The 20,355-nt window shown below is 70.2% G+C and carries 19 protein-coding genes; 9 read left to right on the top strand and 10 right to left on the bottom strand.

Annotated features, from left to right (window positions below):
* Positions 1 to 99: 99 nt before the first annotated feature.
* Entirely contained in the window at positions 100 to 1,146 is a 1,047-nt protein-coding gene (locus CSC68_RS12765) for a rod shape-determining protein (protein ID WP_162203921.1), read from the bottom strand.
* A 332-nt stretch (positions 1,147 to 1,478) separates the two neighbouring features.
* On the opposite strand from CSC68_RS12765, the gene CSC68_RS12760 reads away from it, so the two are divergent.
* Positions 1,479 to 2,414 carry a carbohydrate kinase family protein gene (locus CSC68_RS12760; RefSeq protein ID WP_162203920.1) on the top strand — a complete coding sequence of 312 codons (936 nt, stop codon included), beginning with the start codon at positions 1,479 to 1,481 and terminating at the stop codon, positions 2,412 to 2,414.
* Positions 2,415 to 2,473: 59 nt separating this feature from the next.
* Here the strand turns inward: CSC68_RS12760 and CSC68_RS12755 are convergent, their stop codons facing one another.
* The 4 genes from CSC68_RS12755 to ubiE form a co-directional block, all read right to left on the bottom strand.
* A complete protein-coding gene (locus CSC68_RS12755; RefSeq protein WP_211365752.1) occupies positions 2,474 to 2,728 on the bottom strand; it encodes a hypothetical protein in 255 nt (84 codons plus the stop codon).
* 11 nt (positions 2,729 to 2,739) lie between these two features.
* On the bottom strand, positions 2,740 to 3,453 hold the full coding sequence (locus CSC68_RS12750; RefSeq protein WP_425501254.1) for a hypothetical protein: 714 nt from the start codon (positions 3,451 to 3,453) through the stop codon (positions 2,740 to 2,742).
* Between the two features lie 76 nt (positions 3,454 to 3,529).
* Positions 3,530 to 5,449, bottom strand: a complete 1,920-nt coding sequence (locus CSC68_RS12745; protein WP_162203919.1) for a M1 family metallopeptidase — start codon at positions 5,447 to 5,449, stop codon at positions 3,530 to 3,532.
* Positions 5,450 to 5,700: 251 nt separating this feature from the next.
* Positions 5,701 to 6,462, bottom strand: coding sequence for a bifunctional demethylmenaquinone methyltransferase/2-methoxy-6-polyprenyl-1,4-benzoquinol methylase UbiE (gene ubiE / locus CSC68_RS12740; protein WP_162203918.1), 762 nt, complete (start codon positions 6,460 to 6,462; stop codon positions 5,701 to 5,703).
* A gap of 131 nt (positions 6,463 to 6,593) precedes the next feature.
* On the opposite strand from ubiE, the gene CSC68_RS12735 reads away from it, so the two are divergent.
* From CSC68_RS12735 to pdeM, 5 genes are all read left to right on the top strand, one after another.
* A complete protein-coding gene (locus tag CSC68_RS12735; protein ID WP_162203917.1) occupies positions 6,594 to 7,070 on the top strand; it encodes a nucleoside deaminase in 477 nt (158 codons plus the stop codon).
* Between the two features lie 92 nt (positions 7,071 to 7,162).
* Complete coding sequence (locus CSC68_RS12730) at positions 7,163 to 8,209, top strand: ligase-associated DNA damage response exonuclease (protein ID WP_162203916.1); 1,047 nt, start codon at positions 7,163 to 7,165, stop codon at positions 8,207 to 8,209.
* Positions 8,206 to 9,810 (top strand): ATP-dependent DNA ligase, encoded by a 1,605-nt coding sequence (locus CSC68_RS12725; RefSeq protein ID WP_162203915.1) that lies wholly within the window; start codon positions 8,206 to 8,208, stop codon positions 9,808 to 9,810. The genes CSC68_RS12730 and CSC68_RS12725 overlap by 4 nt, the downstream gene beginning before the upstream one ends.
* Positions 9,807 to 12,326, top strand: coding sequence for a ligase-associated DNA damage response DEXH box helicase (locus tag CSC68_RS12720; protein WP_246193566.1), 2,520 nt, complete (start codon positions 9,807 to 9,809; stop codon positions 12,324 to 12,326). The genes CSC68_RS12725 and CSC68_RS12720 overlap by 4 nt, the downstream gene beginning before the upstream one ends.
* The gene (pdeM, locus tag CSC68_RS12715; RefSeq protein ID WP_162203914.1) at positions 12,316 to 12,966 is read left to right on the top strand and encodes a ligase-associated DNA damage response endonuclease PdeM; all 651 of its coding nucleotides are present in this window, start codon (positions 12,316 to 12,318) and stop codon (positions 12,964 to 12,966) included. Before CSC68_RS12720 ends, pdeM begins: the two co-directional genes overlap by 11 nt.
* Before the next feature lie 12 nt (positions 12,967 to 12,978).
* Here pdeM and CSC68_RS12710 read toward each other — a convergent pair whose 3' ends face one another.
* The gene (locus tag CSC68_RS12710; protein ID WP_343039894.1) at positions 12,979 to 13,452 is read right to left on the bottom strand and encodes a DUF2269 family protein; all 474 of its coding nucleotides are present in this window, start codon (positions 13,450 to 13,452) and stop codon (positions 12,979 to 12,981) included.
* A 284-nt stretch (positions 13,453 to 13,736) separates the two neighbouring features.
* Here CSC68_RS12710 and CSC68_RS12705 point away from each other — a divergent pair, with 284 nt between their 5' ends.
* Positions 13,737 to 14,201, top strand: coding sequence for a hypothetical protein (locus CSC68_RS12705; RefSeq protein ID WP_013533952.1), 465 nt, complete (start codon positions 13,737 to 13,739; stop codon positions 14,199 to 14,201).
* Positions 14,202 to 14,273: 72 nt separating this feature from the next.
* On the opposite strand, the gene hslU is transcribed toward CSC68_RS12705, so the two are convergent.
* From hslU to CSC68_RS15955, 3 genes are all read right to left on the bottom strand, one after another.
* Positions 14,274 to 15,638: an ATP-dependent protease ATPase subunit HslU gene (gene hslU, locus CSC68_RS12700; protein ID WP_162203912.1), complete on the bottom strand. Its 1,365-nt coding sequence runs from the start codon at positions 15,636 to 15,638 to the stop codon at positions 14,274 to 14,276.
* Between the two features lie 135 nt (positions 15,639 to 15,773).
* A complete protein-coding gene (gene hslV / locus CSC68_RS12695; RefSeq protein WP_162203911.1) occupies positions 15,774 to 16,325 on the bottom strand; it encodes an ATP-dependent protease subunit HslV in 552 nt (183 codons plus the stop codon).
* Positions 16,326 to 16,376: 51 nt separating this feature from the next.
* A complete protein-coding gene (locus CSC68_RS15955; RefSeq protein WP_246193565.1) occupies positions 16,377 to 17,039 on the bottom strand; it encodes a nucleoside triphosphate pyrophosphohydrolase family protein in 663 nt (220 codons plus the stop codon).
* Between the two features lie 258 nt (positions 17,040 to 17,297).
* Here CSC68_RS15955 and CSC68_RS12685 point away from each other — a divergent pair, with 258 nt between their 5' ends.
* Positions 17,298 to 18,458, top strand: coding sequence for a zinc-dependent alcohol dehydrogenase (locus tag CSC68_RS12685; protein ID WP_162203910.1), 1,161 nt, complete (start codon positions 17,298 to 17,300; stop codon positions 18,456 to 18,458).
* Positions 18,459 to 18,475: 17 nt separating this feature from the next.
* Entirely contained in the window at positions 18,476 to 18,883 is a 408-nt protein-coding gene (locus tag CSC68_RS12680; protein WP_162203909.1) for a hypothetical protein, read from the top strand.
* A 568-nt stretch (positions 18,884 to 19,451) separates the two neighbouring features.
* Here CSC68_RS12680 and xerC read toward each other — a convergent pair.
* Positions 19,452 to 20,324 carry a tyrosine recombinase XerC gene (gene xerC / locus CSC68_RS12675; protein WP_162203932.1) on the bottom strand — a complete coding sequence of 291 codons (873 nt, stop codon included), beginning with the start codon at positions 20,322 to 20,324 and terminating at the stop codon, positions 19,452 to 19,454.
* Positions 20,325 to 20,355 lie beyond the last annotated feature (31 nt).

Below are 20,355 nucleotides of genomic sequence, written 5' to 3'. Positions count from 1 at the left end.
TCGGGGCAGCGCGGCGGAGGTGGAAGTATGGCGTCGGCATCCGCCGCTGGCGAACGCCGCGCCCGGGGCGCGCCGGCAGGGCGCGCGCGATGCTGCAGGTCAGTCCGGCGCGAAGAACTCGTTGCCGTGCATGTCGACCAGCTCCAGCGCGCGGCCACCACCGCGGGCCACGCAGGTCAGCGGGTCGTCGGCGACCTGCACGTGCAGGCCGGTCTCCTCGGAGATCAGCTTGTCCAGGTCGGCCAGCAGGGCACCGCCGCCGGTCAGCACGATGCCGCGCTCTGCCACGTCCGCGCCCAGCTCCGGCGGGGTCTGCTCCAGCGCCAGCTTGACCGCCGAGACGATGCCGGACAGCGGCTCGTGCAGGGCCTCGAGCACCTCGTTGGAGTTGATCTTGATCATCTTCGGCACGCCCTCGGCGAGGTTGCGGCCGGTGATCTCCATCTCGCGTGCCTCGGCCTGCGGGTAGGCGCAGCCCAGCTCCATCTTGATCCGCTCGGCGGTCACTTCGCCGATCAGCATGCCGTGGTTGCGGCGCACGTAGTTGGTGATCGCCTCGTCGAAGCGGTCGCCGCCAATGCGCACCGAGGCCGAATACACGATGCCGTTGAGCGAGATCACCGCCACCTCGGTGGTGCCGCCACCGATGTCGATGACCATCGAGCCGCGCGCCTCGGACACCGGCATGCCGGCGCCGATCGCCGCGGCCATCGGCTCCTCGATCAGGTAGACGTCGCGCGCGCCGGCCTCCTCGGCCGATTCCTTGATCGCGCGGCGCTCGACCTGGGTCGAACCGGCCGGCACGCACACCAGCACGCGCGGGCTGGGGCGCAGCACCCGGGCCTTGTGCACCTTCTTGATGAAGTGCTTGAGCATGGCCTCGGTGTAGGTGAAGTCGGCGATCACGCCGTCCTTCATCGGCCGGATGGTGGTGATGTTGCCCGGGGTACGGCCCAGCATCTGCTTGGCCTCCGCGCCCACCGCCGCCACCGAGCGGGTGCCGCCGATGGCGCGGTCCTGGCGCACGGCCACGACCGACGGCTCGTTCAGCACGATGCCCTGTCCGCGGACATAGATCAGGGTATTGGCCGTGCCCAGGTCGATGGACAGGTCGTTGGAGAACATGCCGCGGAGCTTCTTGAACATCGAGTGGCGGTCCTGGGGTTTCCGGAGCTGGAAGTGAGGAGGCGGGCGGGACGCGGGCCGGCCGGATGCCGGCGCGGGCGCCACCAGCGCGCGAAGCGGCGCCGGTGGCGAAATTTTGGACAGCAAAAACAGGCCGGCTAGCCTAGCAACGGGGCCGCCCCCGGGCAAGGAATTCCGCGGTAAACCGCGGGTTTGGCCGCGGTCGGGGAGGCCCGGTCGCGGCCTGGCCGGAGCCGCCGGGCTGGCCCCGCCGGGACGCAGCCGGTAACCTTTGCGCCGCGGCGCGAGGCCGCAGCCCCCGTTACGCGCGCCCGCGCCCGAGTACCAGAACGATGTCCACCCTGATCTGTGGTTCCCTTGCCTACGACACCATCATGGTGTTCCCGGACCAGTTCAAGAACCACATCCTGCCGGACAAGGTGCACATCCTGAACGTCTCGTTCCTGGTGCCGCGCATGCGCCGGGAGTTCGGCGGATGCGCCGGCAACATCGCCTACAACCTCCACCTGCTCGGTGGCAAACCCGTGCCGATGGGCACCGTTGGCGGCGATTTCGGCCCTTATCGTGAGCATTTCGAGACGTTGGGCATCGACCTGTCGCGGGTCAAGGTGATCGAGGACCTGTTCACGCCGCAGGCCTTCATCACCACCGACCACGACAACAACCAGATCACCGCCTTCCACCCCGGCGCGATGATGCGTTCCTACGAGAACCACGTGAAGGACGTGCCGGGCATCACCCTGGGCCTGGTCGGCCCGGACGGGCGCGAGGGCATGCTGCAGAATGCCGCCGAGTTCAACGAGATGGGCGTGCCGTTCATCTTCGACCCGGGCCAGGCCATGCCGCTGTTCAACGGCCAGGAGCTGCGCCAGTTCATCGAGCAGGCCGACTACGTGGTGGTCAACGACTACGAGTCCAACCTGCTGCAGGAGCGCACCGGCTGGAGCGACCGCGAGATCGTCTCCCGGGTGAAGGCCTACATCACCACCCAGGGCCCGCGCGGCGCCCTGGTGCACACCCCGGAGAAGACCTACGAGGTCCCGCCGGCGCACGAGCGCCGCGTGGTCGACCCGACCGGCTGCGGCGACGCTTTCCGCGCCGGCCTGATCTTCGGCATCGAGAAGGGCTACGACTGGCTGACCATCGGCCGCATGGGCAACCTGATGGGTGCGCTGAAGGTCGAGCACCCCGGCACCCAGAACCAGCGCTTCGATTTCGCCGAGTTCAACGAGCACTTCCGCCAGCAGTTCGGCTACAGCCTGGACTGATCCTGGCGCGCGGCGGCCACGGGTTGCCGCCACGGCATCCGCCGCCCCCCGGACCCTCCTCAGCCGGCCCCGGCTTCCGGGCCCTGCGCCGCGACCTGTTCCAGCCAGGCCTGCAGGTCGCGCCGGCGTACGCCCTCGCGGCGCGCCCGGGCAAGCTGTTCCAGCATCCACTGCCGCCGCACCGGGTCGTCGCCCGCCAGGGACAGGGCCAGGTCGCGGTCCATCCAGCGCCGGAACAGCAGGAACAGGCCCACGTGCAGGGCGATGGCCAGCGCACTGACCACCCCCACGATCAGGTAATCCAGGTTCGGCATCGCCGCCAGGCTCAGTCCCAGCCTGGCATCCGGGCGCCATCCAGGCCCCCGGTCTCGAACACCGCGGTGCGACTGCCGCCGGCCTTCACCGGGAAGCTGACCTCCATCCGCCGCGCCTGGCGCATGCGCTTCCACAGGCCACGGTAGTCCTCGATGAACATGGCGATGGCCTCGTCGGTCTTCGGGCGCCAGGCCGACATCGGCCGCGCCGCGGCATCGTCGAACTTCACTTGCACCTTGCAGCCGCCGTAGCAGTCGAAGTCGCCGCCCTCCAGCACCAGGTAGGCGCTGCGCTTCCACTCCGGGTGGTCGCGGATCACCAGCTGCACCGTGGCCGGGCCGCTGCCGCCGGTATCCACCGCTTCCTTGCTGAAGATGGCGGCGGTGCGCTGTTCACCCTGCCCGGCCGGCACCCGCGCGTAGTTCCACAGCGCGGCCAGCCGACGCTGCTCGCGCGCCTCCTCGGCGCGGGCCCTGACCTCTTCCAGTCCCGGGCCGATGGCCGCGGCCGCCTCGCTGTCCGGATACTGGTCCAGCAGGGCCACGCCATGCACCCGCGCCAGCTCCCAGTTGCGGTCGGCCACCGCCGACTCGTACTGGCGTTGCAGCTCCGTCGCGGCGCGGGCGCGGGCCTCGGCCTCGGCAGCCAGCTGCGCCTGGCGCTGGGCCTCGCGGTCGGTGCAGGCGGCGGCACCCGCCAGGGCGGCCACCAGCAGCAGGGACAGGGACAGTCGCGGACGGATCGGCTTCATCGCTGCGCCTCGTGGAACGGTGCGCGCCGGACGGGCCGGCGCGCGGGGTTTACTGCGTCGCGCCCTCGGCGCGGGCCAGGATCGCCTCGACCGAGGCGGTGGTGATCGGGTGGTAGCCCGGGCGGGCACGCTCGAACACCTCGCGGGCGAAGGCCAGGCCGTCGGGCGTCTTCACCAGTTCCTCGTAGACCGGGAGGATCAGCTTGCGCCGGCCCACCCGCTCGATGAACTCGCCGGCCGCCGGGCGCGCCTCGACGTAGCCGCTGCGCAGGGCCAGCGGATACCAGCGCATGGCGATCTCGCCGTTGGGCGTGCCGGTGAACTTGTAGGCCTTGTCCAGCTGCGCCAGCTGCTCGGGCTTGAGCTTTTCGCCCATGCCTTCCAGGAAGCGCACCCAGGCCTGGGTGCCCCACTGCGAGGTGACCTGGGGATTGGGCAGTTGGCTGCTGCCGCGCCAGGCGATGCGCGCGGTGTCCACGCTGGAGAAGGTGCGCGACTGCGCCGGCTGGGCGAACGCCGGGATACCCGGCTTGTTCAGCCATGCGTCGAGTTCCTCCTCGCGCACCGCGCCGGGGTTGGCCTCCAGCAGGTTCTTGCGCAGGTAGGCGACGAAGGTCTCGCTGTCGGTGCTCTGGAAGGCGTGGTCGTCGAACCAGCCGCGCAGGAACGGATCGAACTTCGCCCGGCCCACGCGCTGCTCGAGGAACTGCAGGAACCAGGCGCCCTTGGTGTAGGCCACCTCGCTGAGCGCCTCGTCCGGGTCGCGGCCGGCCAGCGGCGGCAGCACCAGCAGCTGGTCCTGCGGGGCCATGCGCGCCATGTCGGCCTTGACGCCATCCTGGTCGATCTGGCGCTCCATCTGCGCCAGCTCCTCGCCGTACAGCGCCTCGACGATGCGGCCCTGGACGTAGGTGGTGAAGCCCTCGTTGAGCCAGATGTCCTTCCAGCTGGAATTGGTCACCAGGTTGCCGGACCAGCTGTGCGCCAGCTCATGCGCGATCAGCGATACCAGCGACTTGTCGCCGACGATCACGGTCGGGGTGATGAAGCTCAGTCGCGGATTCTCCATGCCGCCGAACGGGAACGACGGCGGCAGCACCAGCATGTCGTAGCGCTCCCAGCGATAGGCCCCGTAGAGCTTCTCGGTGGTGGCGATCATCTGCTCGGTGTCCTCGAACTCGGCCACGGCGCGGTCGACCATGGTCGGCTCGGCCCACACGCCGCTGCGCGCGGAGATCGGCTTGAACACCAGGTCGCCGGCGGCGATCGCCAGCAGGTAGGACGGGATCGGCTGCGGCATCCGGAAGCTGTAGTCGCCATCGCGCGGCGCCGCCGGGTCGTTGTCGGCGCTCATCAGCACCATCACGTCCGGACGCGAGGTCACGTGGGCGCTGTAGGTGAAGCGCACGCCGGGGGTGTCCTGCAGCGGCACCCAGCTGCGGGCGTGGATCGCCTGCGACTGGCTGAACATGAAGGGCAGCTGCCCGCCCTCGGTCATCGACGGCTCCAGCCACTGCAGGCCCGAGGCCTGGGGCGAGGTGGCGTAGGTGACGCGGATCTTCGCGTTGCGCTGCGGCGCCTCGATGGTCAGCTTGCTGCCGAACACCGGGTCGGCCTCGGCCAGCGCGTACTTCAGCCCCGACCACGCACCATCGGCCTCACCCTCGACCTTGCGGATCTCCAGGTCGCGGGTATCCAGCACGAGCTGGGCGGCCTTGGGATCGGTCCACTCGAGGGTGTAGGTGGCGGTGCCGGACAGGCGGCGCGCGTCGAAGTCCAGGGCCAGGTCCAGCGCCAGGTCGGCGATGCGGACCTTCTCCGGCTCGGAGTAGGAGTTCTCGTCGTGGCGGCGCGCGGAGGCCGGGCTGGCCTTGGCGTTCGCGGAGGGATCGGCCGTGCCGGCCTGTTCGCCGGAGCAGCCGCTGGCGGCGGTCATGGCAAGGGTAAGCAGCAGTGCGGAAAAGCGCATGTTGGAGGATCGGGCGGAAAACGCCGAGTGTAACCCGCGTCCCGCATCCTCCGGCCTGCCAGAAGGCACTGCCGCGCGCTGCCTTCCCGCCCCGCTCCCGCTTCCGCCCCGGCGCGGCCGGGAAGCGTCAGGCCCGCAGAGGCACGCCGTCCCCGGGCCTGTCCCCCGGCGACGGGCGCTTCGCCACGGCCTGCGCCAAGGCCTGCACGCCGAAACCGCAAGCCATGGGGCCGCCACGGCGGCCCACCGGCTCAGATCCTGTAGCCGGTATGCACGGCGACGATGCCGCCGCTGAGGTTCACGTAGCTGCAGCGGGCCAGCCCGGCCTCTTCCATCATCGCCTTCAGCTGTTCCTGCGGCGGATGCTTGCGGATGCTCTCGGCCAGGTACTGGTAGCTGTCGGCGTCGCCGGCGAAAAGCTGGCCCAGCTTCGGCAGGATCCTGAAGGAGTGGAAGTCGTAGATCGGGCGGAACCACTCCGCGCGCACCTCCGAGAACTCCAGCACCCGCGCCTGCCCGCCGACCCGCAGCACGCGCGCGATCTCGCGCAGGGCCGCGTCCTTGTCGGTGACGTTGCGCAGGCCGAAGGCCATGGTCACCAGGTCGAAGCTGCCATCCGGGAACGGCAGCTTCTCGGCGTTGCACTGCACGTACTCCAGGCCCGAGACCAGGCCGCGGTCGGTCAGGCGGTCGCGGCCGACCGAGAGCATGCCGGCGTTGATGTCGCCCAGCACGATCTGCCCGGCGGCGCCCACGCGCGGCTTGAGCAGCGCGGCGATGTCGCCTGTGCCGCCGGCCAGGTCCAGCACCCGGTCGCCCGGCTTCACCTGGCAGGTGGCGGTGAAGTAGCGCTTCCAGGCCCGGTGGATGCCCAGGCTCATCAGGTCGTTCATCAGGTCGTACTTGCGCGCGACCGAGGTGAAGACCTGGCCCACCAGCTTCTGCTTCTCCGTCGCCGGGACATCACGGAAGCCGAAATGGGTGGTGCCGCGTTCGTAGGGGGATTCGCTCATGTCGGGAATTATGGCACCGGCCGCCCCCGCCGGGGTCACGGAGGCGTCGGGGCCGGGCGCGGGCTGCCCATCGCGACGCTGGCGGCGTACGCTTCCACGCCCCACGCCCGGCCGCACAGAAGGAACCGCCCATGAGCCAGATCCCCGACTACCGCGCCCTGCTCGCCATCGCCGTCGAGGAGGCCCGCCAGGGCCTGGCCGAGGGCGGCATCCCGATCGGCGCGGCCCTGTTCGCCGCCGACGGCACCCTGCTCGGCCGCGGCCACAACCGCCGGGTGCAGGAAAACGATCCTTCCGTGCACGGCGAGACCGACGCCTTCCGCAAGGCCGGCCGCCAGCGCTCCTACCGCGACACCATCATGGTCACCACCCTGTCCCCGTGCTGGTACTGCAGCGGCCTGGTCAGGCAGTTCGGCATCGGCACGGTGGTGATGGGCGAGGCGGTCAACTTCCAGGGCGGCCACGACTGGCTGCGCGAGCAGGGCGTGAAGGTCGTCGACCTCAACGACGACGAATGCATCCGCATGCTCGGCGACTGGATCGCCGCCAACCCGCATGTCTGGAACGAGGACATCGGCGAGGACGGCGAGTGCGACCACGCGCACTGACCGGCTGACCGGCTGACCGGCTGACCGGCTAACCGGCGCCGGCGCGCGGGCGGTTCTCGCCGCCTGCACGCCTGCCGCCACAGACTCGGGGCATGCCCGAGTCCCCCGACGACCTGGTCGTCCTGCGCCCGGAAGGGCTTTACTGCCCGCCCGGCGATTTCCATATCGATCCGTGGCGGCCGGTGCCGCGCGCGGTCATCACCCACGGCCATGGCGACCACGCCCGTGGCGGCATGGGCGGGTACCACTGCAGCCGCGACAGCATTCCGATCCTGCGCTGGCGCCTGGGCGAGCAGGTGGTGCATGCGCACGATTACGGCGAGGCATTCACCCTGGGCCGCGCGCGGGTGTCGCTGCATCCGGCCGGGCATGTGCTGGGCTCGGCCCAGGTACGGATCGAGGCCGATGGCCGGGTCTGGGTCGCCTCCGGCGACTACAAGCGCCAGCCCGACCCCACCTGCGCGCCGTTCGAACCGGTGGCCTGCGACACCTTCATCACCGAGGCGACCTTCGGCCTGCCGGTGTACCGCTGGCCGGATACGCGCCAGGTCGCCGCCGACATCGTGCAATGGCGCCGGCAGTGCGCCGAACGCGGCGAGGTCGCGATCCTGTACTGCTACGCCCTGGGCAAGGCGCAGCGGGTGCTGGCCGAGCTGCGTGGGCTCGACGACATGCCGGCGCTGCTGCACGGCGCGATCGACGCCGGCGTGCAGGTCTACCGCCAGGCCGGCATCGCCATGCTGGACACCGAACGCGTCTCCGACCTGCCACGCAACGAGGATTGCGCCGGGCGCCTGGTGATCGCACCGCCCTCGGCGGCGGGCAGCGCCTGGCTGCGCCGCTTCCGTCGCGCCCAGCATGGCTTCGCCTCCGGATGGATGCGGATCCGCGGCAACCGTCGCCGGCGCAACGTGGACCGTGGCTTCGTCATCTCCGACCACGCCGACTGGCCGGACCTGCTGCGGACCATCGCCGACACCGGCGCGCGCCGGATCATCGCCACCCATGGCAATACCGACGCCCTGGTCCGCCACCTGTGCGAACAGGGCGTGGCCGCCGAGTCCTTCCACACCGGCTATGGCGACGAATCGCTGCAGGACGCCGCACCGGCCGGCGAGGCACAGGAGCCGGGCGCATGAAGCGCTTCGCCGCCCTGTACCGCGAGCTGGATCGCAGCACCGCCACCGGCGACAAGCGCGCGGCCCTGGTCGCGTACTTCCGCGATGCGCCGCCGGCGGACGCGGCCTGGGCCCTGCACCTGCTGTCCGGCGGCAAGATTTCCGGCGCCGGACGCAAGATCGCCGCCAGTGGCGAGCTGCGCGCCTGGGTCGGCGAGGTCTCCGGCCTGCCCGACTGGCTGGTCGACGACAGCTACTCGCAGGTGGGCGACCTGGCCGAGACCGTGACCCTGCTGCTGGACGATCCCGATGGTCCCGGCGAGGACGTGCCGCTGGCCGGGTGGATCGAGCAGCGCCTGCTGCCGCTGGCCAATGCCGCGCCGGAAGTACGCCGCGCCGCGATCACCGGTGCCTGGCGCAGCCTGTGCTTCGACGAACGCCTGGCGTTCAACAAGCTGCTGACCGGCTCGCTGCGCGTGGGCGTGTCGCAGCGGCTGGTGCAGCAGGCGCTTGCGGAACTGTCCGGCGTGGACATCGCCCGCATCGCCCAGCGCATGCTCGGCACGTGGACGCCGGATGCCGGCTGGATGGCGCACCTGCTCGATCCGGAGGAACGCCCCGGCGACCGCCAGCAGCCGTACCCGTTCTTCCTCGCCTCGCCGCTTGAGGTCGAACCGGCAAGCCTGGGCCCAGTGACGGACTGGCTGCTGGAATGGAAGTGGGACGGCATCCGCGTGCAGCTGCTGCGTCGCGATGGTGAAGTGGCGCTGTGGTCGCGCGGCGAGGAGCGGCTGGATGGCCGCTTCCCGGAGATCGAACAGGCCGCCACCGCGCTACCGGAAGGCACGGTAATCGACGGCGAACTGCTGGCCTGGCGCGGGGGCGAGGCCGCGCCACTGCCGTTCACTGCGCTGCAGACCCGCATCCAGCGGCGCAAGCCGGGCCCGAAGACGCTGGCCGATACGCCCGTGCGCGTGGTCGCCTACGACCTGCTGGAACTGGACGGCCGCGACCTGCGCCAGATGCCGCAGCGAGAGCGCCGTGTTCTGCTGGAACGGGTGCTGGCAACGCTGGGCGACCCGCGCATCACGCTGTCGCCGCAGGTGCTGCCCACGAGCTGGGAGCACGCGGCCGACCTGCGCGGGCAGTCGCGCGAGCGCGGCGTCGAAGGCCTGATGCTCAAGCGCGCCGACGCGGTATACCAGTCCGGACGCCGGCGGGGCGACTGGTGGAAGTGGAAGATCGACCCGCTGGCCATCGATGCGGTGCTGATCTACGCCCAGGCCGGCCACGGCCGCCGCAGCACCCTGTTCACCGACTACACCTTCGGCCTGTGGCACGAGGGTGCGCTGGTGCCGGTGGCCAAGGCGTACTCGGGCCTGGACGACAAGGAGATCCTGAAGCTCGACCGCTGGATCCGCGCGCATACGCTGGAACGCTTCGGCCCCGTACGCTCGGTGGAAGCGGTACACGTGTTCGAGCTGGGCTTCGAGGCGGTGAACCGCAGCAGCAGGCACAAGTCCGGCATTGCCGTACGCTTCCCGCGCATCCTGCGCTGGCGCCACGACAAGCCCGCCGCGGAGGCCGACGTGCTGGCCACGCTGCAGGCGCTGGCGCGATGAAGGCGGAGCCGGCCACGCCCGCGCCGCCCCCGCGGCTGACAGCCGCTGCGCTGCGCCGCGCGCGCCAGCAGCTGGACGCCTGGTTCGCCCAGCGCGAGTGGACCCCACTGCGTTTCCAGCGCGAGGTGTGGCGCCGCACCTTGGCCGGCGAATCCGGCCTGCTGCACACGCCCACCGGCAGCGGCAAGACCCTGGCCGTGGCCGGGGCCTCGCTGGTCGAAGCCCTGGCGCGCGCCGAGGCCGCGCCGAAGACCAAGCGCCGGCTGCGCGCCGCCGAAGCGCATCCGCTGCGCCTGCTGTGGATCACGCCCCTGCGCGCGCTCGCCGCCGACACCACCCGCGCCCTGCGCGAGCCGGCCGAAGCCCTCGGCCTGGACTGGCGCGTGGGCCAGCGCACCGGCGATGCCTCCGCGCGCGACCGCCGCCTGGCGCGGGAGGGTGGGCTCGATGCGCTGGTGACCACGCCCGAGTCGCTTGCCCTGCTGCTGTCCTATCCCGACACGCCGGAGCGTCTGCGCGCGCTGGACATGGTGGTGGTCGACGAATGGCACGAGCTGCTGGGCAACAAGCGCGGCGTGCTGCTGCAGCTCAACCTCGCCCGGCTACGCGCGCTGCGCCCCGGCCTGCGCATATGGGGCCTGTCGGCCACGCTGGGCAACCTCGAACAGGCGCGCGAAGTGCTGCTGCCACATCGTCCGGATGCGGCCCTGGTCGGCGGGACCCGTGCGCGCACCGTGGCGGTGGAGACACTGCGCCCCGAAGGCAGCGAGCGCTTTCCCTGGGCGGGCCACCTGGGCCTGGGCCAGCTGTCGCGCGTGCTGCAGCGGCTGCTGGCGGTGCGCAGCAGCCTGCTGTTCACCAATACCCGCGCCCAGGCCGAGCTGTGGCACCAGGCGCTGTCGGCGGTATGGCCCGAGGATCCGGCCACGCTGGCCCTGCACCATGGCTCGCTGGATCCGTCGCTGCGCAGCGCCGCCGAACAGGGCCTGCGCGAAGGCACCGTGCGCTGCGTGGTCGCCACCTCCAGCCTGGACCTGGGCGTGGACTTCCCCGCGGTGGACCAGGTGCTGCAGCTGGGCAGCCCAAAGGGCGTGGCGCGGCTGCTGCAGCGTGCCGGTCGCGCACGCCATCGTCCCGGCGAGTCCGGCGCGATCCCCTGCATTCCCACGCATGCGCTGGAGCTGGTGGAGTTTGCCGCCGCGCGCCATGCGATCCGCAGCGGCCGGGTGGAGGCGCGTCTCCCGCCGCGGCGCTCGCTGGACGTGCTGGCCCAGCACTGCGTCAGCTGTGCCCTGGCAGGCGGTTTCGATCCGGACCAACTGCTGGACGAGGTACGCGGCACCCATGCTTTCGCCGGCCTCGACGACACCACCTGGCAGGCGGTGCTCGACTTCATCGTCCAGGGCGGGCGCGCGCTCGCGCACTATCCGGACTTCCACAAGGTCGTGCGCGGGGACGACGGCCGCTACGTGGTCGAGGAACGGCGCGTGGCCACCCTGCACCGGCTGTCGATCGGCACCATCACCAGCGATGGCAGCGTCACCGTGCGCATGCTGCGCGGGGGCCGCCTCGGCGCGGTGGAGGAACAGTTCGTCGGCCGCCTGCGCCGCGGCGACCGCTTCCAGTTCACCGGACGTCTGCTGGAGCTGGTGCGGCTGGAGGACATGACCGCCTATGTGCGCCTGGCGCGCGGCGGCGAGGGCGCGGTGCCGACATGGCGCGGCGGACGCATGCCGCTGTCCTCGCAACTGGCCGACGAGGTGGAGCTTCTGCTGGGCGAGCCCGACAGCTCGCCGGAGATGCAGGCGCTGGCGCCGCTGCTTGCGCTGCAGGAGCGGCTTTCCGCACTGCCCGGCCCCAGGCGGCTGCTGGTCGAGCATGTGGTGCTGCGCGGGCGCCTGCACCTGTTCGTCTATCCCTTCGGCGGTCGCCAGGTGAACGAGGGCCTGGCTGCCTTGTTCGCACTGCGCTGGGGCCGGATGCAGCGCAACAGCTTCGCCTTCTCGGCCAACGACTACGGTCTGGTGCTGTCGCCCGCGCAAGCGGTGCCGGTGGATGGGTCCCTGTTGCGGGCGATGTTCTCGGCGGACGGACTGGAAGCCGACCTGCGCGAGGCGCTCAACCTCGGCGAGCTGGCGCGGCGCCGCTTCCGCGAGATCGCACGCGTATCCGGGCTGCTGATGCCGTCGCTGCCCGGCCGCCAGCTGCGCAGCCTGCGCCAGCTGCAGGCCTCCTCCGGACTGCTGTTCGACGTGCTCAGCCGCCACGATCCGGGCCACTTGCTGCTGGCCCAGGCCGAGCGCGAGGTACTGGAGGGCGAACTGGAGCTGGACCGGCTGGAGCAGGTGCTGCGCGACCGCGGCGCGCGCGACCTCGTGCTGGCCACGCCGCCGGGACTGACGCCGCTGTCCTTCCCGCTGTGGGCCGAAGGCCAGCGCGGCCAGCTCAGCACCGAGGACTGGCGCACCCGCGTGCGTCGTGCCGCCGAACAGCTGGAGCGCCGCCATGGACGCTGAGTGGCGCACCGCACTGGCCGGCGAGACGGTGCACCTGCTCGGCGCACGTGCGCTGTACCGGCCACAGGCGCGTGCCCTGCTGATCGCGGACCTGCACCTGGGCAAGGGCGACGCCTTCCGGCGCGCCGGCGTCGCCATTCCCGGGGGCGGCACGGCGCATGACCTGCAGCGGCTGGACGCGCTGCTGGCGCTGTATCCCAGCGACGTACTGTGGATCCTCGGCGACCTGCTCCACGGGCCGGCGCCACGCGCGCACTGGCTGGCGGCCTGGCAGGCCTGGCGCGAGGGTCATCCCGCCCTGCGCATCCGCGTGCTGCGCGGCAACCACGATCGCGCGCTGGATGCCGCCGTACTGGGCGTGGAGGACGCCGGCATCGAGCAGCGCGACGGTCCCTTCCTGATGCGCCACGATCCGCGGCCCGCGCCGGATGCGCATGTGCTCTGCGGCCACCTGCATCCGCTCGCCGCCCTGCCCGGCATGCGCCGGCGCTGGCCGGCGTTCTGGCTGCGCGAGGGGCTCACCGTGCTGCCGGCGTTCTCGGCCTTCACCGCCGGCGTGGTGCCGATGCAGAAGCCAGGCGAACGCCTGGTGGCCTGCGTCGAGGGCAAGGCCTTCGCCCTGCCACCCTGGTCGCGCTGAGCGAGGCGCGGCTCAAAGCCCGGCGGGCTTGGCCACCATCAGCCAGAAGATCGCCATCACCCCGATGAAGGCCGGCCAGCCCAGCGCGAACCACCAGCCCATCACCACGCGGTACTGGCTCGGCAACGGCGTGTCCTGCGCGACCGCGGCGCGCGCCAGGTCGCGGGCACGCACCTGCAACCACAACACCGGCAGCCAGCAGCAGCCGACCAGCACGAACAGCCACAGCGCCACGCGCAGCCAGGAGTAGTCCAGCGGCATTCCGAGGAAACGCGCCAGCCACAGGCCACTCAGGAACTGCACCACCACCGCCGGCGCGGTGAAGCAGGCATCGGCGATCACCACCGTCCGCGCGGTGGCGGCGATATGCGCCGCATCGCCGCGCAGGTGGGCCATCCACATGAAGAAGGCGATGCCCAGCCCGGTGCCGAACAGCAGGGTCGAGGACAGGACGTGGATCCACTTCACCAGCAGGTAGGTTTCCATCATCTCCGCTCCGAAAGCACCCGCGACATGGCCAACGCCGGCAGCACCGCCAGGTTCCTGGCCATGCCGCCGCGCGGATCCATCCACGTCGCCGGCCACAGCACAACGAGCATGCAGGTATAGGCGAGTATGCACAGGATCATCCGCCGGGACCGTCATGCGCAGGACACGGCCGGACACGCGCCACGGCGCCAGCACGACGCCCAGCCACCGCCTGCTCGCGCGGCGTGCACGTATGCATCTGCATGATCGATGACAAGCCCGACGAAGACGGAGGACCTCAGATGAGGATGACACCCGCCCAGTCCGCCCTGCTCAATGCACGCGAGAAGCAGCTGCTGCAGACGCGCGGCCCGTACGAAGTAAAGCAGCTGGCAACCCTGATCCGGCGCACGCGCGAACTGCGTGACCGCCAGCGCGACCTGGCCCAGCGCCAGCGCGTGGCCGCGACCTCGCAGGGACGCTCCAAGGATTCGGCGTCGATCACCCGCACCCTGCGCAAGGAGCAGCTGTTCAGCCGTGCGCTGGAGCATTACGAGGCGCAGCTCGAGCGGATGAACCGTGAATCGTCCGACGTGATGAGCGAACTGGCGCTCGGCAATAATGCCGCCGCCTCGCGTGCCGGCCGGCGTGCGACCACCGCGGCGGCGCCCGGAAAGACCCGTGCGCGCAAGCCGAAGGAAACGGCACGCGCAAAATCGCGCACCGGCGTGGCGGTCCGCGGCCAGGCCCAGGCTGCCTTCCGCTGACGCGATGAAACAGAAGGGCCGGCACCGCCCAGGGTGCCGGCCCTTTCTTCGTGCCGGGAGATCCCGGTCCGGTCAGAGGATGTAGCGGCTCAGGTCCGGATCCTGCACCAGCTCGCCCAGGTGCTGGTCGACGTAGGCGCGGTCGATGGTCACCGACTGGCCGTCACGATCCGGGGCCTCGTAGCTGAGCGTGTCGAGCAACCGCTCGAGCACCGTATGCAGGCGGCGGGCACCGATGTTCTCCTGGCGCTCGTTCACCTGGGCCGCGATTTCGGCCAGTCGCTCGACCGCATCCGTGGTGAATTCCAGCCCGACCCCTTCGGTGGCCAGCAGTTCCACGTACTGGCGGGTCAGCGCGGCCTTGGGCTCGGTGAGGATGCGGACGAAGTCCCCCTTGCTCAGCGCGGTCAGCTCGACCCGGATCGGGAAGCGGCCCTGCAATTCGGGGATGAGGTCCGAAGGCTTGGCCAGGTGGAACGCGCCCGAAGCGATGAACAGGATGTGGTCGGTCTTGACCGTGCCGTACTTGGTGGACACGTTCGAACCTTCCACCAGCGGCAGCAGGTCGCGCTGCACGCCCTCGCGGGAAACGTCGCCGCCGCCCACGTTCTCGCCACGCTTGGCGACCTTGTCGATCTCGTCGATGAACACGATGCCGTGCTGCTCGCAGGCCTCGATCGCCGCGGCACGCACGTCGTCCTCGTTGACCAGGCGCGCGGCCTCCTCCTCGATCAGCTGCGGGCGCGCGGCACGGATGGTCAGGGTGCGCTTGTGGGTCTTGCCGCCACCGAGGCTGGCGAACATCTGCTTGAGCTGCTGGCCCATCTCCTCCATGCCCGGCGGGGTCATGATGTCCACGCCCGGCCCGGTGGCGACCAGTTCCAACTCGATCTCGCGGTCGTCCAGCTCGCCGTCGCGCAGCATGCGGCGGAACTTGGCGCGGGTGGAATCCTCCGGCCCCGAGACCTGTACCTCGGCGGTTCCGGCACCGAAGCCCGGGACCGCACGGCGTGGCAGCAGCGCGTCGAGGATGCGCTCCTCGGCGCGCTCCTCGGCCTGCAGGCGCACGCGCACCTTGGCCTGCTCGCGGTACATCTTGACCGCGGTATCGGCCAGGTCGCGGATGATCTGCTCCACGTCCTTGCCCACGTAGCCGACCTCGGTGAAGCGGGTGGCCTCGACCTTGACGAAGGGCGCGTTGGCCAGCGTCGCCAGGCGCCGCGCGATCTCGGTCTTGCCCACGCCGGTGGGGCCGATCATCAGGATGTTCTTCGGCATCACCTCGTTGCGCAGCTCCGGATCGAGCTGCATGCGGCGCCAGCGGTTGCGCAGGGCGATGGCGACCGCGCGCTTGGCGGCCTGCTGGCCGACGATGTGGCGGTCCAGCTCCTGCACGATCTCGCGCGGGGTCATGGTCGAGGAATTGTTCGCGGTCATCTGGGGGTCCGTGATTCGTTATTCGTTATTCGTGATTGGAAGAAGCAGCACCGGGCGGGTTCGCGACGGGAGCGGGTCGAAGGAGCGTCTTGCTCTTACGAATCACCAATCACCAATCACGAATCCCGGTCTTCCTCACAGCTCTTCGACCACGACGTTGCGGTTCGTATAGATGCAGATGTCGCCGGCGATGCCGATCGCCTCGGTGGCGATGGTGCGGGCGTCCAGCTCCGTATGCGCCAGCAGGGCGCGCGCGGCCGACAGCGCGTAGCTGCCACCGGAACCGATGGCGATGATGCCGTCCTCCGGCTCGATCACGTCGCCGGTACCGCTGATGACCAGCGAGGTCTCCCGGTCGGCCACCGCCAGCAGGGCCTCGAGCTTGCCGAGCCGGCGCTCGGTGCGCCAGTCCTTGGCCAGCTCCACCGCGGCACGGGTCAGCTGGCCATGCTTCTCCAGCTTGGCCTCGAACAGCTCGAACAGGGCGAAGGCATCGGCGGCGGCGCCGGCGAAGCCCGCCAGCACCTGGCCGTCGCGGCCCAAACGCCGCACCTTGCGCGCATTGCCCTTCATCACCGTGTGGCCAAGCGTGACCTGGCCATCTCCGGCGATGGCTACCTTGTCGCCGCGACGCACGCAGACGATGGTGGTGGCGTGGAACACATTGGGATTCTGGCTGGGGTCCATGCGGCGCTCCGGGGTCGATAGCTCCCTCAGTGGGGGCTGCCTCTCCCCGGTTCAACCCGGCGTGAGTGCCCCGGAGGCCGGGCCCTGTTCAGTCCGGCCCAGCCCGCACGATCCTGGCCGCGAGCCGCGGCCGAAACGCTTCGCTTGGCCGCTAACCGGCACGCCCCCGAGGAGCCCGGTGCCGTCGAAACAGCGGGAGCAGGAGGCTGGCGACAAGCAGCAGCGCAAGCGAGCCGATGACGATGCCTGGCCCCACCCATGCGGGCGATTCCGGCAGCCAGCTGCCCGCCAGCCTGCCGAGGACGAGGCCTGCCACGCCGCCCAGGAGCGCGACCGCGCTGGCCCAAGGCTTCGAGCGGCGCGGGGTGCCGGACTGCCCGTGCATTGTTGCTTCTCCAGTTCGCCCGACACGTACTGGATCAGCCCGGCCGTGTTCCTGCGGAACTCGGCCTCGAGGTCGACCCCGCACTTGTCGGCGAGCACCAGGATCGACCACAGGCAGTCCGACAGCTCGTGGCCGAGCCTGGCCTGCACGTCGTCGATGTCACGTACGCCGGCATGGGCCTGCACCAGCTTGGCCAGGTCGCCCACGTCGCCCATGAAGCCCAGTGCAAGCTCCTGGGTGGTCCACTCCCGGCCCCATCGCTTGCGCTCCAGCTGCTCGTAGAGCGCGTTCAGCCGCAGTGCCGTTTCGCGTAGTTCGTCCAGTCCCATGCAACTCCCCCGTAGTTCGGGCCATGGTGCCACGCGGGCTCATGCCCCGCCCGTCCGGCGGCGTGACCGGGGCATCGCCGCGTGAGCAGGCATGGACGCCACCGGCCCACGTTGGTGGCCGCGTGCAGATCCTGCAAGGACATGCAGCGGGTCTCCACGCCTCCCCCACGCTGGCGAGGCGCCCTGTTCACGGCCGGGGCCGCAAGGTCAGGTGCCCCAGCCGGCCCCGCCGGCGCACGTCCCCGAGCGGAGAACTCCATGCTGGCCACCACCTACCGCCGCCCCCGCACGATGCGCATCGAACATGTCGCCGAGCCGGAGATCGAGCATCCCAACGACGCGATCATCCGGGTCACGCGCAGCTGCATCTGCGGTTCGGACATCCATATCTACAACGGACTGGTGCCCGATACCCGGGTGGGCTCGATCATCGGTCACGAGTTCTGCGGCGTGGTCGAGGAAGTCGGCCCCTCGGTGCAGAACCTCAAGGTTGGCGACCGCGTGCTGGTGCCGTTCAACATCTTCTGCGGCAGCTGCTACTTCTGCCAGAAGGAGCTGTACGGCAACTGCCACAACGTCAATTCGCAGGCCAGCGCGATGGGCGGCTTCTACGGCTATACCCATACCGCCGGCGGCTACGACGGCGGCCAGGCCGAGTACGTTCGGGTGCCGTTCGCCGACGTCGGCCCGACCGTGATCCCGGACGACATCCACATCGAGGACGCGGTGCTGCTGACCGACGCCTTCCCCACCGGCTACCAGGCCGCGGAGATGGGCAGCATCCGCGAGGGCGACACCGTGGTCGTGTTCGGCGCCGGTCCGGTCGGCCTGTTCGCGGCCAAGAGCGCCTGGTTCTTCGGCGCCGGCCGGGTGATCGTGGTCGACTGCGAGGACTACCGCCTGGAGTTCGCGCGGAAGTTCGCCCACGCCGAGACGGTGAACTTCCGCGAGATCGACGACGTCGCCACCCACCTGAAAAAGATGACCGACTGGCTGGGCCCGGACGTGTGCATCGACGCGGTTGGTTGCGACGCCACCGGCAGCGCGTTCCATGGCATCACCGGCAAGATCCTGATGCTGCAGGCCGGCTCGCCGATCGCGCTGCACTGGGCGATCAACAGCGCGCGCAAGGGCGGGCGTATCTCGATCGTCGGCGTCTACGGGCCGACCTTCAACATGATCCCGATCGGCAACGCGGTGAACAAGGGCCTGACCCTGCGCATGAACCAGGCCAGCGTGAAACGCCACCTGCCGCGGCTGATCGAACACATCCGCGCAGGCCACATCTCCCCGCGCGAGGTCATTACCCACCGCATCCCGCTGGAAGACGCGGCCGACGCCTACGACATCTTCGTCAACAAGCGCGACAACTGCATCAAGACCGTGCTGATCCCGCCGTCGGCGCGGGCGGAAGCATGAGCGCACAGGAGCAGACCATGGATCGCAGCAGCTACGCCCATATCCCCGGCTGGGGTTCGGACCTGGAACGCGGGAACCGCCCCGCGGTGCCGATGGAGCGCACGCCGCCCCGGCTGGACGTGCCGTGGAGCGACCCGCCGCCGCAGCAGCCAATGACGGTTGAAGTACTGAAGTCGGTCGAGCGGCCCGAACATTCGCGCACGTTCGGAACCCGCCTTCCGCCGAAGGGCCTCAGCGGCGCGATCCGCCGCGCTGCCTTCCGTCGCAGCGAGAACGACATCGGGCACTGGCTGGCGCTGATCGCCGCCGACCGGGTCAACGTGGTCGAGGGGCTTTGCCAGGACGTACGCCGCTCGCCGGCCAAGGCGGCGATGGTGGGCGTCGGCCTTGGCGTGGCGGCCTGGTTGCTGCTGCGGCGCAATTAGAGCGACGCGCCATAGAAACGGGTCCTGGCAAAGCACATGGCGCGTGCGAGAGCGATGCTTTACGGCGCAGCGACTATCCGAGGCAGCTCTAGCTGTGCAAAGCGGGCCCACACCAGAACCTACTGAAGGCCCGAACAACCGGAGAAGCCGCGCCTACCTCTCACACTTGTAGGTAACACTTGCTGTGCCGAGCTTCACAACATTTCCCGAATTTTCTTGGCGGTCTAACAGAAGGAAGCGCATACCGCGGTCAGTGCAAGTCGCTGATGCCTCCCTGATCAGCTTGCCCATATCGACAGCACTAGCAACGCCAAATGGGCTTGGCCGAGCCTTCGAGGTCATGATGTAGGTGTCGTCGCCAATGCTAGTCGCCTTGGAAACCTTATTTCCACAGCCGACAAGAGTTACAGACACAAGGGTTGCAACTAAGAACTGAGCGATTCGCATATTTCCTCCCCTTTTTCGTCTGCCACGGAAGTTCGCGCCCTCGGAAGGAAGATATCCCAAGAAGCCGGCACAGTCCTGACTCTGGCGATTGAGCCGGGGGCGATCAAGAATCGCCTCCACGTTATTTCCGCTTCGCCCTCGGATGCGCCGCGTCGTAGACCTTGGCCAGGTGCTGGAAGTCGAGGTGGGTGTAGATCTGGGTGGTGGCGATGTCGGCGTGGCCGAGCAGTTCCTGCACGCCGCGCAGGTCGCCGGAGGACTCCAGCACGTGGCTGGCGAAGCTGTGCCGCAGCATGTGCGGGTGCACGTGCTTGAACAGACCCTGGCGCGCGGCCAGCTGGCGGATCCGGATCTGCACCGCGCGTTGGCTGATCGGGCGCCCACCGCGTCCGGGGAACACGAAGTCGTCGCTGCCGGCACCGGTGGAACTGCGCCACTCCTCCAGCGCACGGCGCGCGTGCGAACCCACCGGCACGCTGCGCTGGCGACTGCCCTTGCCCAGCACGGTGACCAGGCCCTGGTCCAAGTGCAGGTCGCGCCAGCGCAGCGCGCACAGTTCGCTCAGGCGCAGGCCAGAGGAATAGAACAGCTCGAGCAGCGCGCGGTCGCGCAGGCCCAGCGGAGCCTCGGTATCGACCTCCACCAGCTGCACCGCCTCGTCCACGTCCAGCACCTGCGGCAGCCTGCGCGGCGCGCGCGGCGCGCGCAGGCCGGTCGCAGGGCTGGCGGCGATCGCGCCGTGCCTGAGCAGCCAGGCGTAATAGCTGCGGCAGGCGGACAGCCGCCGCTGCAGGCTGGTCGGCGACAGCCCGCGGCGATGCTCGCTGGCCACGAACTCGCGCAGGCGGGCGCCGTCGAGGCCGGCCACCTCCTCGCCCCGCTCGGCCGCCCAGTCCTGCAGCGCGAGAAGGTCACGCCGGTAGGCGTCGAGCGTATGCGGCGACATGGCACGCTCCACGCGCAGGTGCTCGAGGAAATCGTCGATCCCGGTCATGGCGGCGGGCAGGACGTGGGCATGCACGGAT

This window comes from Pseudoxanthomonas suwonensis, assembly GCF_010093235.1.
GTDB lineage: Bacteria > Pseudomonadota > Gammaproteobacteria > Xanthomonadales > Xanthomonadaceae > Pseudoxanthomonas > Pseudoxanthomonas suwonensis.
This window is presented reverse-complemented; position numbering and strand designations above follow the sequence as displayed.

Excerpts from the sequence above, each read along its gene's own strand:
- CSC68_RS12735 (WP_162203917.1), top strand. The coding sequence starts at position 6,594 with ATGAGCCAGATCCCCGACTACCGCGCCCTGCTCGCCATCGCCGTCGAG.
- pdeM (WP_162203914.1), top strand. The coding sequence starts at position 12,316 with ATGGACGCTGAGTGGCGCACCGCACTGGCCGGCGAGACGGTGCACCTG.
- CSC68_RS12765 (WP_162203921.1), bottom strand. The coding sequence starts at position 1,146 with ATGTTCAAGAAGCTCCGCGGCATGTTCTCCAACGACCTGTCCATCGAC.
- hslV (WP_162203911.1), bottom strand. The coding sequence starts at position 16,325 with ATGGACCCCAGCCAGAATCCCAATGTGTTCCACGCCACCACCATCGTC.
- xerC (WP_162203932.1), bottom strand. The coding sequence starts at position 20,324 with ATGACCGGGATCGACGATTTCCTCGAGCACCTGCGCGTGGAGCGTGCC.
- CSC68_RS12705 (WP_013533952.1), top strand. The coding sequence starts at position 13,737 with ATGAGGATGACACCCGCCCAGTCCGCCCTGCTCAATGCACGCGAGAAG.
- CSC68_RS12720 (WP_246193566.1), top strand. The coding sequence starts at position 9,807 with ATGAAGGCGGAGCCGGCCACGCCCGCGCCGCCCCCGCGGCTGACAGCC.
- CSC68_RS12725 (WP_162203915.1), top strand. The coding sequence starts at position 8,206 with ATGAAGCGCTTCGCCGCCCTGTACCGCGAGCTGGATCGCAGCACCGCC.
- ubiE (WP_162203918.1), bottom strand. The coding sequence starts at position 6,462 with ATGAGCGAATCCCCCTACGAACGCGGCACCACCCATTTCGGCTTCCGT.
- CSC68_RS12685 (WP_162203910.1), top strand. The coding sequence starts at position 17,298 with ATGCTGGCCACCACCTACCGCCGCCCCCGCACGATGCGCATCGAACAT.
- CSC68_RS12710 (WP_343039894.1), bottom strand. The coding sequence starts at position 13,452 with ATGGAAACCTACCTGCTGGTGAAGTGGATCCACGTCCTGTCCTCGACC.
- CSC68_RS12760 (WP_162203920.1), top strand. The coding sequence starts at position 1,479 with ATGTCCACCCTGATCTGTGGTTCCCTTGCCTACGACACCATCATGGTG.
- CSC68_RS12680 (WP_162203909.1), top strand. The coding sequence starts at position 18,476 with ATGGATCGCAGCAGCTACGCCCATATCCCCGGCTGGGGTTCGGACCTG.
- CSC68_RS12745 (WP_162203919.1), bottom strand. The coding sequence starts at position 5,449 with ATGCGCTTTTCCGCACTGCTGCTTACCCTTGCCATGACCGCCGCCAGC.
- CSC68_RS15955 (WP_246193565.1), bottom strand. The coding sequence starts at position 17,039 with ATGGGACTGGACGAACTACGCGAAACGGCACTGCGGCTGAACGCGCTC.
- CSC68_RS12730 (WP_162203916.1), top strand. The coding sequence starts at position 7,163 with ATGCCCGAGTCCCCCGACGACCTGGTCGTCCTGCGCCCGGAAGGGCTT.
- CSC68_RS12755 (WP_211365752.1), bottom strand. The coding sequence starts at position 2,728 with ATGCCGAACCTGGATTACCTGATCGTGGGGGTGGTCAGTGCGCTGGCC.
- hslU (WP_162203912.1), bottom strand. The coding sequence starts at position 15,638 with ATGACCGCGAACAATTCCTCGACCATGACCCCGCGCGAGATCGTGCAG.